Raw genomic sequence first — 16,230 nt, 5'->3', positions numbered from 1 at the left:
TCGCGACCAACACACCATCCCCATGAACACCGCCACACCGCCAAAGACTGGCATCCTCCAACCCACCCACCGCGCACAAGTGTTGTTTGCCGGCATTTGCGCACTGTTGCTCACAGTCGGCATTTCCCGGTTTGCCTACACCCCCTTGCTGCCTGTCATGCGCAACGAGGCCGGGTTGAGTTATCTGGCCGGTGGCTGGTTGGCCACCTTCAACTATGTGGGTTACATTGCCGGTGCGTTGCTGGCCGCCAACATTGCCGACCTCACCACCAAATTTGTGTTGTACCGCATCGGCCTGGTGTTGGGCGTGCTCAGTACCTTTGCCATGGGCATGACAACCGACCCCATTCTGTGGTCCATCCTGCGTTTTATCGGGGGCCTGTCCAGCACCGCAGGCATGCTGCTGGCATCCGGACTGGTACTCAACTGGCTAATGCGCAAGGGTCACAAACCCGAGCTGGGCTTGCACTTTGCAGGCGTCGGGCTGGGCATCATGCTGTCCGGTGCTGCAGTGGGACTCATGATTCCCCACCTGCAATGGGATGAACAATGGATTGCCTTTGGCGTATTGGCTGTCCTCACTTTTTTCCCCGCCTGGTTTTGGTTGCCAGCGCCGCAGGCACTGTCGGTCCAGGCTCAAGCCATGAGCCCACCACCCCCTTCCAGTAAAACACTGAACCTGCTGCTGGCCACCTACTTCTGCGCAGGTTTCGGCTATGTGCTCAGCGCCACCTTCATTGTGGCCATTCTGGAAAAGTTGCCGCTGTTGGCTGGGCGTGGCAGTTGGGTGTGGGTCATTGTGGGCTTGGCCGCAGCACCCTCCAGTTTTGTGTGGGACCGTGTTGCCCGGTCCACCGGGGTCATCGGCGCCTTGCTGATTGCCTACGTGTTGCAAATCATCTCGATCATTTTGCCTGTGCTGACCGATGGCGTGGCCTTGAATATCGTCAGCGCCATTCTGTTCGGTGGAACCTTTGTGGGCATCGTGAGCCTCACCCTGACCTTGATTGGGCGTTATTTCCCGGCCAACCCGGCCAAAGCCATGGCCAAGCTCACGGTGAGTTATGGTGTGGCACAAATTGCCGCACCCGCCATGGCCGGTTACATTGCCGCAGCAACCGGCAGTTATTCTGGCTCGTTGCTGGTGGCCACTGGCGTGATGGTGGTGGGCACAGCCCTGCTGGTGCCGCTTCGGCGCGACGAAAGTCGAACTGCCTAAAAAAAAGCCCGGCATGAAAGCCGGGCATTAAAGACGCATTCGTTTTAGGAGACTCACAAACCGCTTCAACTTTCTTTGATCCCCAATCATGACCAAAGAAAGGTCCCAAGGAGCAATTTGATGAACACGTTTGCGTCGTGCAAGTTTCCTGCGGAGCAGGCAAGAAACTCGGGGGTGAAACAACATCTTTCACGACAGCGGCAACCCCGATTCAACCAAAAACCAGAAGGTTGCCGCCCCGCATTGCTGCGGAAATTACTGCAAAATTACTTGGACAGCTTGAACACCCACACCGAACCACCCTGCTCCAGGTAGTTCACGCGTTTGGCCACGTCGCCGCCCCACAGGGGAACAGCGCCACCCCAGCCAGCCACAACAGCCACATACTGGTTGCCGTCCTTGCCTTTCCAGGTCACGGGCGGTGCAACCACACCAGTACCGGTCTGGAACTTCCACACTTCCTTACCGGTCTTGGCATCGGCCGCCTTCAGGTAGCCTTCAGGCGTACCCCAGAACACCAAGTTGCCACCGGTCGTGAGCACACCACCCCACAACGGCGCGTTGTTGGTGATTTCCCATTCAATCTTGCCGGTCTTGGGGTTCATCGCGCGCAGTGCGCCGATGTAGTCCACGCCAGGCAACGTCTTGATGGTGAAACCGGCACCCAGGTAAGCAGCACCTTTCTTGTAGGTGATGGGTTCGTTCCAGATTTCCATACCCCACTCGTTGGCGGGAACATAGAACAAACCGGTGTCGGGGCTGTAGGCCATGGGCATCTGGTTCTTGCCACCGAGGAAGGACGGTGCGGAGAACACGGTTTCACCCTTCTTGCCATCTTTGACCGTGGGGTCGCCAGGACGGTTGGCCGGATCAAAAATTGGACGACCAGTTTTCAGGTCCACGCCCTTGGCCCAGGTGATTTTCTTCACGAAGGGGAAGGCGTTTTCCAGCTTACCGTTGTTCGCATCAATCACGTAGAAGAAGCCGTTGCGGTCGGCCTTGCCACCCACACGTTTGCCATTCAGGTCAAACGTCACGAACTCGTTCACACCGTCATAATCCCAACCATCATTGGGCGTGCCCTGGTAGTGCCACTTGATTTGGCCCGTCTTCACATCCACCGCAACGGTGGAGCAGGAGAACAGGTTGTCGCCTGGGCGCATGTGGCTGTTCCATGGGGCTGGGTTACCAGTACCGAAGTAAGCCAAACCTGTTTTGGGGTCATACGTTCCGCCCAGCCAGGTGGCAGCACCGCCGGTCTTCCACAGGTCGCCTTTCCAGCTGGCGTTGGTTGTACCGGAAATACCGTTCTCGATCTTGTTGCCGTCCTTGTCGAACTTGTAGCCCATGTGGCCTTCAACAGTGGGGCGTACCCACACCATCTGGCCAGTTTTGGCATCGCGCGCTTCAACACGACCCACCACACCAAACTCACCACCCGACACACCGGTCAACACCAAGCCATTGGCGATGATGGGGGCAGCCGTGTTGGAGTAACCGGCAGCGTAGTCGTCAATCTTGTCTTTCCAGACCACCTTGCCGGTGTCCTGGTCCAGCGCCACCAACTGCGCGTCCAGCGTCGAGAAAATCACCAGGTTGTCATACAGCGCTGCACCGCGGTTCACCACGTCGCAACAGGGCATGATGCCTTCTGGCAAACGGTGTTCGTATTTCCAGATTTTTTCGCCAGTCTCAGCATTCAATGCGTAAATGCGTGAGTAGGACGCAGTCACAAACATCTTGCCATTGTGAATCACAGGCTGGCTTTCCTGCCCGCGCTGCTTTTCGCCACCGAAGGAGAACGACCAAACGGGTGTCAGCTTGCTGATGTTCTGGGGTGTGATCTGTTTCAGGGGGCTATACCGCTGACCCTCTGTGCCCATACCCCAGGACAGAATGTCCTCGGTGGATTTGGCATCGTTTTGAATCATTGCATCGGTAACCCCGGCTGAGGCTACTGCGGGTGCAACCAGTGCGGCTGCAACCATTGCGCCAATCAGTGTCTTGCGCATCTTGAATTTCTCCTCTCTCTCGTCGTTGCTTTGCTGTTGTTGCTTAACTGAGGTTTTCCGTCCTGTATTCACCAACCTTGGACGACCCGTGGAACCATTTCGCAAGCTTCGTGCCAATCCGACTATTTCCTCTAACTTGAGCAGAACGGGACACCACCGGAGATCAATGTGTTTCAGTTTGGGACACCTGCAACATACGTCCGGAACATCATGGCTTCCGCAAAGCAGCCCGTTCATACGCGGGGTACAGGTTGGTCACATTGCGATAAAACTCGGCGGGATAAGCCGCAAACTGGCGAAAACGCTCGGGGGCTCCCGCTTGCATCACATCGTTCATCTCCGCGCCGGACTGCGCAGCCGTCTTCAACCGGCCATCCAGCCACGTGAGGTAATCCAGCGTCTGGTCAATGGCCTCGGTACCGCTTGAAATGGGGCCGTGGCTGGGAATCACCACCGAGGGTTTCAGCGCCTTCAGCCGCTGAAGGCTTTCAATCCAGGGCTGAATCTGTGCATGTGGGGTGGTCACAATCCGGTTGTGAAACACCAAGCCACCCGCCCACATCAAACGGCTGTCTGGGTCAAACACCACCAAATCCGATGCGGTGTGCCCTTTCAATTCGAGCAGGGTCAGTTTGCGACCTTGAATATTCACCAGCCCGGTGTTTTGAATGCTGGGTTGTGGGACCACCGCCTGCGTGCCCTTCATCCAGTCGCCGCACAGCCGGAACAAGTTGTCCTCGTAGGCTTTGCCCTCGGCAGCAATACCCTGTGCAGTGGTCGGGGTGGCCGTCAAGGTGTTGGCAGCGTAGGCCTGATTGCCCATGAAATAATCCGGGTGCAAATTCAGCGCGATCACCTGCAATATCGGTTTTCCGCCTGTAACTCGGTCAATCAGTGCGTGTTGCTGTTCGCCGTATAACCTGGATGTGCCGGTGTTGATCACCACCACACCGTTGTCGGTTTGCAGAAAACCGGTGTTGATGATGTTGCAACCATTGTTTTGGCTGAAGTCGTCATTCGCACCAGCCATCAAATACCAACCGCGCCCAAGGTCTGTGGCTTTTAATCCGTAGTCCAGGCGGGCCTTGTCTGCCTGGGGCAGCGACACCATCGGCCCATCGGCCGCAAGGGCATTCAATGCTGACCCTGTCCCCATCAGCGCCAGCAAAGCAAGGTGTGTCAAGCGCAAGGCAAAACGGCTCATGGCTGCACCTGTGCGTCAATGCGGTTGCCATTGTTGTCTCGCCCCACAAGCGTCATCGGTCCATTGGGTTTTTGGTCAAAGTCGAACGAAAACAGCGGGTTTTCCGACACGGGCTCGAACGGGTACAAACGCGCCAACACCTGCTGGCGACTGTCCCGCAAGGTCAACTCTTCAATGTAGAACGCGGGCACGCCCGCGACCAAGCCGGTGTCCATGGGGTGGGAGACTTGCACCCGCAAGCGCGCACTTTGCCGCAGCTCATTGGGATCAAACAATTTGCCAGCGACCTGGTTCAAGGTCTTGGGCCAACTGCCATCTGCCCGTGTAGCGCCGGGCACGGTACAGCCGCCACCCGAGGCCTCAATATAGGCATAGCCAACGTGCCACACATTGTCCGGCGTCAAGGCTGCCACGCGTATGGGGCTGGCCTGCTCCAACTTAAAACGGAAACTCAAGGCAGCCTTGGTTTTAACTGGAACGAATTCCAGCACCTTCCGAATGGGATTGCGATCAACCAACACCATGATTTTTTTCACCTCGCCCAAGGCCGAGGCATCAAAACTCACAGGAACGTTCATCGCATCTTCGGCGAACATCGGTACGGTCACCTTGATGGCGGTGTCAAATGTCGAACGCGCATTGACACCCAAATATTGGTTTTTGAGGTCGGGCCATTGCATGGAATCCAGTGGATCACCCCCGGTGAGCTGAATGTCCACCGATTGATTGGATTCTATGGACCAAACAGGGCTTGGCCCGAAAATCGCAAGCATGCATAAAAAGACGACGCATCGGCGCGCTTGCTGCATGGCAAGACCCAAACGCTCTGCGAATATACTGTTGCTGTTGTTCATGGATGACTGCCCCCACGGGTGCTGCTGTTTTGATTGTATTGGCCCAAAGGCAAGCAATCGACATGCCTAAACTGACAAAACCTTGCTTGAGGCCCCATGCTGAATTTGAAAGTCGCCGCCCGCTGGAAAAAAGACGACGGCCAATGGATTGAACTCGATGCTCGCCTGTTGCAGGTTCTGGACGCCATTCAGACCCATGGATCGCTCTCGCTGGCTTGCAAAGCGCTGGGGGTCTCCTACCGCACCTTGTGGTCCCAGGTGCAACATTTGAATGCACTGCTGGGCGAGGACATGATTGCCACACAAGGTCGCGCAGGTGCTTGCCTGACCCGCTTTGGTCACAAGGTGCTGTGGATGGTTGAACAGGGCCAGGTCCGCATGGCCCCTGACCTGGGTGTGGTGGTTGAGCAGCTGAATGCCGAATGGCTGGATGTGGATTTGAACAAGCCCTGGATCAGCTTGGCCATGAGCGACGACTATGCCCTGCAAAGCCTCTTTCAAACCACCGCGCTGTATAAGCGCCTGCAGGTGTCGCTGCGATGGTCGGGCAGCATTGCTGCACTGTCTGCCCTTCACCGTGGCGAGGTTCGGGTTGCGGGCTGCCACTTGCCAGTGGGTCTGGAAGAACATTCCCATGTTCACCAGATCATGCGGAAATGGCTGCGGGGCACCAACCTGTCCGTGGTTGAATTGTTTGAGCGTGAAGTGGGCTGGATGAGCCGTGCCGGAACCCGGCACCCCACGCTGGACGATGTGGCCCGGAAACAGGCTTTGCTGGTGAATCGAAACTCCGCCTCCTCAACGCACCACCAATTGAACGCACTGATTGCCAAGGCCTGTTTAAACCCAGAGGACTTGCCCGGCTATTTCCACGAGGAAAACTCCCACCTGGCAGTGGCTTGCACCATTGCCGCAGGGCATGGCGACCTGGGGCTTGGCATTCGGGCGGCGGCAGATCATTACAAGCTTCACTTCAGACCTGTGTCCACAGAACGTTATTTTTTGGTGCTGCACAGCAACGATTTGACTTTCCCAGCCATGGACATTCTGCTACCTTGGTTACAGTCCGACGAAGTGTTACAGGTCATACAATCCACATCGGGCTACACAGCACCCAGGCTGGGACACATCACACCGCTGGAAAGTTTTTTAAACGATGTGTAGTTCCACCGTGCACGTTCAGCTCAGCTGTTTCAAAACGATGCAACGCAACAAAATTATGCAAGACACTGCATAATTTCATGCGTACACACCCGCAAACAACGTCACACCCCTCGCAGAATTCAGCAATCCGTTTCCGGTTGTTTGTCCATCGTCTCTCAATCCATTGAACGTCGCTTCCGAAGTGTGTACCGGGTTTTGCTGGCATGCCCGTTGCGCTAGGCCCCACACCTTCACACACAACAACAGGAGTAGGGACTGATGAACATGGTTGATGAAATGAAACTGGGCGTGGCCTTCCCGTTCAAATCCAAATACGACAACTTCATTGGCGGCAAATGGGTTGCCCCGCTGGGTGGTCAATACTTTGACAACATCACACCGGTCACCGGGCAAGTGATTAACCAGATTGCCCGTTCGCAAGCCGAAGACATCGAACTGGCACTGGACGCAGCGCATGCTGCCAAAGACGCCTGGGGCAAACGCTCACCCACCGAACGGGCCACCATCCTGAACAAAGTGGCCGACCGCATGGAGCAGAACCTGCGCCTGCTGGCCGTGGCCGAAACGCTGGACAACGGCAAGCCACTGCGCGAAACCATGGCTGCCGACATTCCACTGGCCATTGACCATTTCCGCTATTTCGCGGCCTGCCTGCGTTCGGAAGAAGGCACCGTCGCCGAAATCGATCACCAAACCTATGCCTACCACTTCAAGGAACCGCTGGGCGTGGTGGGTCAGATCATTCCCTGGAACTTCCCCATCCTGATGGCGGCGTGGAAACTGGCCCCTGCTTTGGCAGCAGGCAACTGCGTGGTGCTGAAGCCCGCCGAGCAAACGCCTGCCTCCATTTTGGTGTTCATGGACCTGGTGGCAGACCTGCTGCCCGCTGGCGTGTTGAACATCGTCAACGGCTTTGGTCTGGAAGCTGGCAAGCCCTTGGCTTCCAACAAGCGCATTGCAAAGATTGCGTTCACGGGTGAAACCTCCACCGGCCGCCTCATCATGAGCTATGCCGCGCAAAACCTGATTCCAGTCACACTGGAGCTGGGTGGCAAATCACCTAACGTGTTTTTCGAAGACATTATGGATGCCGACGATGCATTCTTCGACAAAACCCTCGAAGGTTTTGCGATGTTTGCCCTGAACCAAGGCGAGGTGTGCACCTGTCCGTCCCGCGCGCTGATTCAGGAAAGCATCTACGACAAGTTCATGGAGCGTGCCATCGACCGTGTTGGAAAGATCAAGATGGGCAACCCACTGGATGAGTCCACCATGATTGGTGCGCAAGCGTCTTCTGAACAATTGGAAAAGATCCTGAGCTACATCGACCTGGGCAAACAGGAAGGTGCGAAATGCCTGATTGGCGGTGAGCAAAACAAACAAGGTGGCGACTTGGCCGGCGGCTATTACGTGAAGCCCACCGTGTTTGCAGGCCACAACAAGATGCGCATTTTTCAGGAAGAAATTTTTGGACCTGTGTTGTCGGTGACCACCTTCAAGGACGAAGCCGAAGCCTTACAAATTGCCAACGACACCCTCTATGGTTTGGGTGCTGGGGTGTGGAGCCGGGATGGATCTCGCGCATTCCGCATGGGTCGCGCCATTCAGGCAGGCCGCGTGTGGACCAACTGTTACCACCTGTACCCGGCACACGCTGCCTTTGGTGGTTACAAGCAATCGGGCATTGGCCGCGAAACCCACAAAATGATGTTGGACCACTACCAGCAAACCAAAAACCTGCTGGTGAGCTACAACCCCAACGCCTTGGGCTTCTTCTAAGCACTTTCAGCACACACGCTGATTGTGTTGGGTCATCAACCGCCGTGCCCTACCCGGGTTCGGCGGTCGTCCATATGCATTATTCCGGAGGCCGTGAATGTCTGTACGAGTCAGTTGCACCCCAGAGGCTGAACAGTTGATTGTTCAACTGAAAGCCCAACACGGCGAAGTCATATTTCATCAAAGCGGCGGTTGCTGCGACGGCAGTGCCCCGATGCTGTTTCCACGCAACGAGTTCCCCTTGGGACCGTCCGATGTCAAGTTGGGCGAGATTGGTGGCGTGCCGTTTTATATGAGTGAATCCCAATTTGTATATTGGGAACACACCCACCTCACCATCGACGTGGTGAAAGGCAATGGCGGCATGTTCAGTCTGGAACGGCCAACGGGCCTTCGCTTCTTGACGCGCTCCAGACTGTACTCGGATGACGAGCTTTCAAACTTGCCACCGATTGAACGGGTTATGGTTTGACCACGATCACAAACAGCTCACGCATACGCTCCAATGTGTCATGGATATACCGTTCCAGCGCCCAAATGGGCATATCTTCCAGCAACATGCGCTGCTGAAACTGCACATGATGGCCTGACTCATCGAGACAAAAACAGGCGGGCAAGGCACAAGTACCGAGCATGTCCCGGTTCAGGCTCAGCAAATGAGCCAGTGTTGCCGCATCCTGAATTTCGAATGCCGTCAACGTGAACGCAAACACCACGCTGGATGGCATGCCCTCGGCCTGAACCCAGTGCAAGCAAAGACGTGCATCACCGAGATCGATAACAGGATTATGAACACTGACGGCTTTGCCTGTAGCCCGCTCCAGTTGACCGATGAATCGGGCAAATGCGTCCGGTATCGGGTCATCATGCATCGAACTGGCCTCGGGCTTGTGGGCGGTCTTGCAACATACGGCGCGCTTGCTCAACCACTGCGTCACCCATTTTCTCGCTGGCTTCCACGGTTTGACCACCCACATGCGGCGTGGCCACCACATTCGGATGGCGTGCCAGGCGATCGCTCACACTGCCCGCCGGTGCGGGGTCTTGAACAAACACATCAATACCAGCACCGCCAATGGCGCCACTTTCCAGCGCTGCCAATAGTGGGGCTTCGGCCACCACACCGCCTCGGGCTGCATTCACAATCACTGCATTTCGGCCCGACAATTGTTCGATCTGCCGTTCACCAATCATTCCGCGGGTTGTGTTGTCCAATGGCACGTGCAAGGTGAGCACGTCCGACCGCTCGCACAGTTCGTCCAGCGATACATACCCACTGAGATAGGCAGGCAACTCTCCTGGTGCAGCCTTGCGACGTGCTGAGGCCAGACCAATCACCGTCATGCCCAAGGCTTTTGCAGCCGTACCCACCACACCACCAATGCGGCCCACACCGATGATACCCAGGGTTTTTCCACCCAATTCAGAGCCCGTCAACACCGAACGATTCCATTCACCAGACTTGACGCGGGCATCGGCTTGGGGAATTTTTCGTTTAACGGCCAACATCAAAGCCAAGGCGTGCTCTGCCGTACTTTGGGTGTTCACATCGGGTGTATTGGTGTAACCAATCCCTTGGGAATCCAGGTAATCCATGTTCAAATTGTCCATGCCGGTACCTGCCCGTAACACAAACTTTGGCCGGTCTTCGGCAGACAAACGCTCAATCAAATCCTGATTGACTTTGCAGTTGCCGCGCACCACCAGCAGGTCCGTGCACTGACCCTTCATCGCGTTCACCACCGCTTCAGTCAGCTCATCGGGTGAGCCTTTGATGACAGGCAGAGAAGTCACCTTGGCTTCTTGGGCAGACAACCGTTGAATGCGAGCCAGTGCGGTTTGCCCCATGGGCTCCGCCAACACGATATTCAGAGACGCCCCACAGTCACGCGCATTCGACCGGGTCAGAACCTGCCCCATGGGGCGAGTGGCGAATCGGGACAAGACAGCATTGGGTTGACTTCGCCTGGCAGCGACGAATGATTGTTGGACTGGGGGTTGTGTAAAGGCTTGACTACGGATGGATAGGCTGGTCATTGTGCACTCTTTGGATGCTTTGTTTTAAAGGACCGCTAAGTGGCACTTCACAAACCCGTGGTTCAATTTATCTAAGTCTGAATGAGGGGCAAACAGGCATCAGGAAGACAAGTAGTGGGTTAAAAACTCCACACACACCCGAAGCCGTGCCGAACTTCCCAAACGCGATGGATACACCGCGTAGACATTGGCTTCCTGGCTGTAAGCGGGAAGCACCCGAACCAATTTCCGACTGCGGAGCAAGGGCGCAACGTCCCACACGCTGCGCAAACCAATGCCATGCCCGTCCAGTATCCATTGCCGCACAGCCTCCCCATTGTTGGAAGACAACGGCCCCTGAACCCGCACCGTCTCCTCGCCGTTTGGCCCTGCAAGCACCCACCGACCGGGTTGCTGATCGCGTTCTCGAATCACCAAACAGTCGTGGTGTTGTAAATCCAGCAGTTTTTCTATTGAAGGGGCTTTGCGAAGGTAATTGGGGCTTGCACAAAGAATGCGCTGATTGCGGGCAATTTGCCGCGACATGAGATCGGGCTCGGTGGCTTCCCCCACCCGAATATCCAGGTGAAAGCCCTCGGTGAGCAAATCCACCCGCCTATCCAACAATTCAAACTGAACCTGAAGCTCAGGATAGGTTTTGACCAGTTGCGACAGCGCGGGTGCCACACGTGCCCGACCGTACCCTGAACTGGAACACACCCGCAACAAGCCACGGGGCATTAAACGCTCAGCCGACACCGCATCGAGCAAATCCTGTGCGGAATCCAAAACACGCTGCCCCCACTCCAGCACAGTCTCGCCCACTTCGGTGGGCGACAAATGCCGTGTGGTCCGGTGAAAGAGCTTGAGCCCCAATCGGCTTTCAATTTGCGCCAACCGCTTGCTGATGTATGCAGCAGACACACCCATGCTGTCTGCGCAGGCGGACAAGGAGCCGAATTGTCGAAGACGAACAATCAACTCTAATTCATCCAGCGATGGCGTTTTATGGCCCATAAATTAACTTTTTGGTTATTAATTGTTCAACATTTTATCTGTTTATAAACTCCTTGGTTTATCGATAAGATGGATGGGTGTTCAATCCACCCAAAATCAGGAAAAATCATGACAACCCGTAAGATTGCTGTATTGCCCGGTGACGGCATTGGTAATGAAGTGGCACCGGAAGGTTTGCGTGTACTGGAAGCCGCAGCTTGTCGCTATAGCCTCGACCTTCAATTCACCCACTTTGACTGGGCCCACTGCGACTATTACCTCGAACACGGGAAGATGATGCCCGACAACTGGTTTGAGCAATTGGTTGATTTTGATGCCCTGTATTTTGGTGCTGTGGGTTGGCCTGACAAAGTGCCCGATCACATTTCGCTGTGGGGCTCGCTGCTGAAATTCCGTCGTGAGTTTGACCAGTACGTCAACCTGCGCCCAGTTCGGCTGATGCCAGGTATTCCCTGCCCGCTGGCCAACAAAAAAGTAGGCGACATTGACTTCTACGTGGTTCGTGAAAACACCGAAGGTGAATACTCGTCTGTGGGTGGCCGTATGTTCGAAGGCACAGACCGCGAAACCGTTTTGCAAGAAGCGGTGTTTACCCGCAAGGGCACGGACCGCATTCTGAAATATGCCTTTGACTTGGCTCAAAGCCGTCCGAAAAAACACCTCACTTCCGCGACCAAATCAAACGGGATTGCCATCAGCATGCCCTATTGGGACGAGCGCGTTGAAGCCATGGGCAAACAGTATCCCGATGTGCGCTGGGACAAATACCATGTGGACATTCTGGCAGCACGCTTCGTGCTGAGCCCTGAACGCTTTGATGTGGTGGTGGCCTCGAACCTGTTTGGCGACATCCTGTCCGACCTGGGTCCAGCCTGTACTGGCACCATCGGTATTGCACCATCCGGCAACTTGAATCCAGAGGGCCAATTCCCATCGTTGTTCGAACCAGTTCACGGCTCCGCCCCGGATATTTATGGCAAAAACATTGCCAACCCCATCGCGATGATCTGGTCCGGCGCCATGATGCTCGACTCCATCGGCAAAGGCGATGCTCGCTTTAAAGCTGCGCATGATGCCATTCTCAAAGCCATTGAAACCGTACTGGTTGAAGGTCCACGAACACCCGACATGGGTGGCAATGCCAACACCAGCGATGTGGGCAAAGCCATCGCTGAATGCGTGAAGTAAACCTGTCTTAAAACACCGTGCGATGCTGGGTGTACCCCGGCTTCGCGCGTATACCCCCCTCCTCGCTATATCAATTGACGTCTGCGGCACTGCGCAGCCACCTACCCCTAGCGACGGCCAATCTGTGATTCAAAACCTAGGCCTCGCGACCGCTGAGGTCGACCCTCCAAAAGAGACGGTCGGGAATCGACCTCTGAGCAAGCTCGTTGAGCTTGCCCACCGCGCCTGCTTGTCACGTTTTTGCAGATTGTCCTGACTGTCGCTGCAGGGAAGGTGAACCGCGCAGTCCGCACGCACTGAACCGCTACGCACCCAGCAATACCGGTATGCCCGGCGCCGAACAGTCAGCCACCCGATCGGTTTGACCCGCACAGCATTCGAACACACGGACCGAGATGTTTGAGCCACGCAGTGGCGAGTTATCGGTCCGGTTCGCGATTTTGCCCAATCAGCGCGGGGCAACCTTTGCCTTCGGGGGGCGTTCGGACCGGGCTACCGGTGTTGCTGGGGGGCTGTAAAAGGTAGCGGGCTGCCGGCTTTGCTAAGGGGCGATGCGGGCAGCACGGTCTACCAGCGTTGTATGCAAGTAAAAAAAGAGGCTCACACTGTGAGCCTCAATAGAATACTGAATGATGTTCTAAGTCAGATGCGCTAGATCATACCCAGGTAACGCGGCAATGCCAGGGACAGTGCAGGCCAGTAAGTCACCAAGACCAGGAACACCAGCATGGTCAACAGCCAAGGCCACACGGCAACCGTCAGCTCGGTGATACCCATCTTGGTGATGCCAGATGCAACATAGAGATTCAAGCCCACAGGTGGATGGCACATCCCAACTTCCATGTTCACCACCATCAGGATGCCAAAATGAACAGGGTCAATGCCCAGCTTGATGGCAATCGGGAACATGATGGGTGCAAAAATCAGCACAATGGACGACGGCTCCATGAAGTTGCCGGCCACCAGCAGGATGATGTTCACAGCCAACAAGAATCCGATAACGCCCAAGCCACTGTTGACGATGATGTCAGCCAAAGCCTGTGGAATCTGCTCATTGGTCATCACAAACGAGAACAGCACAGCGTTGGTGATGATGTACAGCAACATGGCAGACATGTTGGCTGAGTTCAGCAGAATCTTCGGAATGGACTTGATCGTCATGTCTTTGTACACAAACACCGCAATGATGAATGCATACACAGCGCTCATGGCGGCCGCTTCCGTGGGCGTGAACAGACCAGTGTAGATACCGCCCATCACCACCACAATCAACATCAACCCCCAAAAAGCATCTTTGAAAGCCTTGAAGCGCTCGGCCATGGTGGCCTTGGGCTGGCGGGGATAGTCATTTTTCCAGGCACGGTACCAGGTGGTAACACCCAAGAAAATGGCCAACAATATACCCGGAACCACACCCGCCATGAACAAAGCACCCACCGAGGTATTGGTGGCGACCGAGTACATCACCATCACGATCGAAGGCGGAATGAGAATGCCCAAAGCGCCCGAGGTGGTAATCACACCTGCGCCAAAGCGAGGTGGGAAGCCGGCCTTCACCATGGCTGGCAGCAGGATGGAGCCAATGGCTACGACGGTTGCGGGAGAGGAACCAGACACGGCTGCAAACAGCGCACAGGCCAATACACCGCCCAAACCCAAACCACCGTACCAGTGGCCCACCATGGCCGTGGCAAATCGAATCATTCGCTTGGCCACCCCGCCATGTGTGAGGAAGTTGCCCGCCAGAATAAAGAACGGGATTGCCATGATCTCGAACTTTTCAATGCCCGTGAACAATTTGAGCGCCACCGATTCCAATGGCACATTGGTCATGGTGAACAAAAAAGTGAGAACCGTTAGACCCAATGAAATGGAGATGGGCATACCCGTGAGCATCAGGCCCAAGAGCAATACAAAAATGATGAATGCGTTCATGGTTATTTGACCTCGGCGGTGTCTTCGTCGTCCAGACCGTCTACATGGCCGTGGTCGTGGTGAGGCAATTCACCGGTTTTGATAAATTGAACAGCCACCTGCAGGAAGCGGGTACACATGAGGTAGGAGCCCAACGGAATTGCGCTGTATACCGTCCAGGTTCTCCATTCCAGGTCAGGGGTGGTTGGGCCTTCATAAAGGCCGTCCATGTTGCCGCCAAACCAGCTGTAGAACGCATAGTGAGCGCCGTTGTCCCAAACAAAGGTTGCGCCCAATGTGCCCACCACAGCAGTGAACAAGGCTCCAGCCAACAAGCCGAACACGATGAACTTGTTGCGCCATGGCGTGCTGAGTTTGTTGATGAGCACATCGACACCCACGTGGATGCCGGTGCGTACACCGTACGCAGCGCCAAATTTGGCCATCCACACAAACATGATGATGCAGAGCTCTTGAGCCCAAGCCATGTTGATGGACAAAATAAAATCTTGAACGACGGGAATGTCGAAACCTGACAGGTACCGATGAACCACCGCCACGAAGATGATCAACGTGGCGGCGCCCATCAGAAACGTGATCAAGGCTTCTTCAAGGTGGTCAAAAACCTTGGATAGCATTTGAATCTCCGCTTCTGATGGAGTGATTACAGCTTGCTGGGGTCAAAACCGGTGGCTTCGTACACCTGTTTGATGATGTCGGCGCCAATACGGGACTCCATCTTCTTGTGCACGGGGACCAGGGCTTTCTTGAATGCGAGGCGCTCTGCAGCAGTAGGAACATAGACCTCGGTTTTGCCGGAAGCGATGATGGCTTTTTTGTCCTCATCGTTTTTCTTCTTGGCAATCGAGTTGGCGTAATCTGTAGCCTCCTTCATGGCTTGATCCAGCTGGCCACGTACATCGGCTGGCAAACCATCCCAGAATTTCTTGTTCACAATCACGGCATAACCCAGGTAACCATGGTTGGTTTCAGTGATGTTTTTCTGTACTTCATGCATTTTCTGGGTGTAGATGTTGGAATAGGGGTTTTCCTGTCCATCCACCACACCAGTTTGCAAAGCCTGATACACCTCCGAGAAAGCCAAGGCCTGAGGCAAAGCACCCAGTGCACGCATCTGCTCTTCCAATACCTTGGAGGACTGGATGCGGAATTTTTTGCCTTTCAGGTCCTCAGGCTTTTTCATGGGGTTGTTGGCAGAAAAAACCTTGAAGCCGTTGTCCCAGAATGCCAGGCCTTTGATGCCACGGGGCTCCAACTTGGCCATCAGTTCCTGTCCAACTTTGCCTTGAGTCACTGCATGCAGGTCTTTGTAGTCGTCAAAGATATAGGGCAGGTCGAATACTTCGAATTCCTTGGCACCCAAAGGACCAAACTTGGCCAGCGAAGGAGCCAGCATTTGAACAGCGCCCACCTGCAGGGCTTCCACTTCTTCCTTGTCCTTGTACAGGGTGGAGTTGGCATACACCTCAACCTTCACCTTGCCCTTGGTCAGTTCACCGGCGCGCTTGGCGAAAAATTCAGCGGCCAAACCCTTGGGTGTGTCTTGCGCAACCACATGGCTGAACTTGATCACAATGGGCTGTTGGGCATAGGCCGAAGCACCCATGGTTCCGAGAACGGCTACAGCAGCCACTTTCGAGAACATGGACAGGAATGTTTTATTGGAATTCATACTCGCTCCTTATCTTTGGTGTTGACAATTCAACAGCCGGAGCTTATTCGCAGCACAGCTTGGCGCGAACTGTGTCTTTCCACACTGTGTAAAACACGTAGACCTTGAAATACCGGGGAGAATCAGGATTGACAGGGCAGTGAACGCTGAAATAATGGTGGCCTTCCGCA

Annotated in this window: 14 protein-coding genes; 5 read left to right on the top strand and 9 right to left on the bottom strand. The window is 55.2% G+C overall.

What is annotated here, in order from left to right; translation table 11 throughout:
- The first annotated feature begins 22 nt into the window (after nucleotides 1-22).
- Nucleotides 23-1,219, top strand: coding sequence for a YbfB/YjiJ family MFS transporter (locus VGE55_RS05970; protein WP_331130783.1), 1,197 nt, complete (start codon nucleotides 23-25; stop codon nucleotides 1,217-1,219).
- A gap of 266 nt (nucleotides 1,220-1,485) precedes the next feature.
- Here the strand turns inward: VGE55_RS05970 and VGE55_RS05965 are convergent, their stop codons facing one another.
- The 3 genes from VGE55_RS05965 to VGE55_RS05955 form a co-directional block, all read right to left on the bottom strand.
- The gene (locus VGE55_RS05965; protein ID WP_331130782.1) at nucleotides 1,486-3,231 is read right to left on the bottom strand and encodes a PQQ-dependent methanol/ethanol family dehydrogenase; all 1,746 of its coding nucleotides are present in this window, start codon (nucleotides 3,229-3,231) and stop codon (nucleotides 1,486-1,488) included.
- Between the two features lie 208 nt (nucleotides 3,232-3,439).
- Nucleotides 3,440-4,435: a quinoprotein relay system zinc metallohydrolase 1 gene (locus VGE55_RS05960; protein ID WP_331130781.1), complete on the bottom strand. Its 996-nt coding sequence runs from the start codon at nucleotides 4,433-4,435 to the stop codon at nucleotides 3,440-3,442.
- A complete protein-coding gene (locus VGE55_RS05955) occupies nucleotides 4,432-5,289 on the bottom strand; it encodes a quinoprotein dehydrogenase-associated SoxYZ-like carrier (RefSeq protein WP_331130780.1) in 858 nt (285 codons plus the stop codon). Before VGE55_RS05955 ends, VGE55_RS05960 begins: the two co-directional genes overlap by 4 nt.
- A gap of 96 nt (nucleotides 5,290-5,385) precedes the next feature.
- Between VGE55_RS05955 and VGE55_RS05950 the strand changes: the two genes are divergently transcribed.
- The 3 genes from VGE55_RS05950 to VGE55_RS05940 all read left to right on the top strand — a co-directional run bounded on the left by VGE55_RS05950 (nucleotide 5,386) and on the right by VGE55_RS05940 (nucleotide 8,704).
- Nucleotides 5,386-6,453, top strand: a complete 1,068-nt coding sequence (locus tag VGE55_RS05950) for a substrate-binding domain-containing protein (RefSeq protein WP_331130779.1) — start codon at nucleotides 5,386-5,388, stop codon at nucleotides 6,451-6,453.
- A 258-nt stretch (nucleotides 6,454-6,711) separates the two neighbouring features.
- Complete coding sequence (gene adh, locus VGE55_RS05945; RefSeq protein ID WP_331130778.1) at nucleotides 6,712-8,232, top strand: aldehyde dehydrogenase; 1,521 nt, start codon at nucleotides 6,712-6,714, stop codon at nucleotides 8,230-8,232.
- Nucleotides 8,233-8,329: 97 nt separating this feature from the next.
- On the top strand, nucleotides 8,330-8,704 hold the full coding sequence (locus VGE55_RS05940; RefSeq protein WP_331130777.1) for a DUF779 domain-containing protein: 375 nt from the start codon (nucleotides 8,330-8,332) through the stop codon (nucleotides 8,702-8,704).
- Here the strand turns inward: VGE55_RS05940 and VGE55_RS05935 are convergent.
- The 3 genes from VGE55_RS05935 to VGE55_RS05925 all read right to left on the bottom strand — a co-directional run bounded on the left by VGE55_RS05935 (nucleotide 8,694) and on the right by VGE55_RS05925 (nucleotide 11,265).
- Nucleotides 8,694-9,104, bottom strand: a complete 411-nt coding sequence (locus tag VGE55_RS05935; protein ID WP_331130776.1) for a hypothetical protein — start codon at nucleotides 9,102-9,104, stop codon at nucleotides 8,694-8,696. The two genes, VGE55_RS05940 and VGE55_RS05935, sit on opposite strands and share 11 nt — an antisense overlap.
- On the bottom strand, nucleotides 9,097-10,080 hold the full coding sequence (locus tag VGE55_RS05930) for an NAD(P)-dependent oxidoreductase (RefSeq protein ID WP_331130775.1): 984 nt from the start codon (nucleotides 10,078-10,080) through the stop codon (nucleotides 9,097-9,099). The genes VGE55_RS05935 and VGE55_RS05930 overlap by 8 nt, the downstream gene beginning before the upstream one ends.
- Nucleotides 10,081-10,368: 288 nt before the next feature.
- Nucleotides 10,369-11,265: a LysR family transcriptional regulator gene (locus VGE55_RS05925; RefSeq protein WP_331130774.1), complete on the bottom strand. Its 897-nt coding sequence runs from the start codon at nucleotides 11,263-11,265 to the stop codon at nucleotides 10,369-10,371.
- A gap of 108 nt (nucleotides 11,266-11,373) precedes the next feature.
- On the opposite strand from VGE55_RS05925, the gene VGE55_RS05920 reads away from it, so the two are divergent.
- On the top strand, nucleotides 11,374-12,453 hold the full coding sequence (locus VGE55_RS05920) for a tartrate dehydrogenase (RefSeq protein WP_331130773.1): 1,080 nt from the start codon (nucleotides 11,374-11,376) through the stop codon (nucleotides 12,451-12,453).
- Nucleotides 12,454-13,104: 651 nt separating this feature from the next.
- Here the strand turns inward: VGE55_RS05920 and VGE55_RS05915 are convergent.
- From VGE55_RS05915 to VGE55_RS05905, 3 genes are read right to left on the bottom strand one after another with little or no spacing between them, the layout of a single operon-like run.
- Nucleotides 13,105-14,388, bottom strand: a complete 1,284-nt coding sequence (locus tag VGE55_RS05915; protein ID WP_331130772.1) for a TRAP transporter large permease subunit — start codon at nucleotides 14,386-14,388, stop codon at nucleotides 13,105-13,107.
- A 2-nt stretch (nucleotides 14,389-14,390) separates the two neighbouring features.
- The gene (locus tag VGE55_RS05910) at nucleotides 14,391-15,005 is read right to left on the bottom strand and encodes a TRAP transporter small permease (protein ID WP_331130771.1); all 615 of its coding nucleotides are present in this window, start codon (nucleotides 15,003-15,005) and stop codon (nucleotides 14,391-14,393) included.
- 26 nt (nucleotides 15,006-15,031) lie between these two features.
- Nucleotides 15,032-16,033 carry a TRAP transporter substrate-binding protein gene (locus tag VGE55_RS05905; RefSeq protein WP_331130878.1) on the bottom strand — a complete coding sequence of 334 codons (1,002 nt, stop codon included), beginning with the start codon at nucleotides 16,031-16,033 and terminating at the stop codon, nucleotides 15,032-15,034.
- Nucleotides 16,034-16,230: the final 197 nt, after the last annotated feature.

Origin of the sequence: Limnobacter sp., assembly GCF_036405155.1 — a bacterium.
GTDB lineage: Bacteria > Pseudomonadota > Gammaproteobacteria > Burkholderiales > Burkholderiaceae_B > Limnobacter.
Note: the sequence above shows the minus strand (reverse complement) of the source record. Positions and strands in the feature narration are given on the sequence as shown.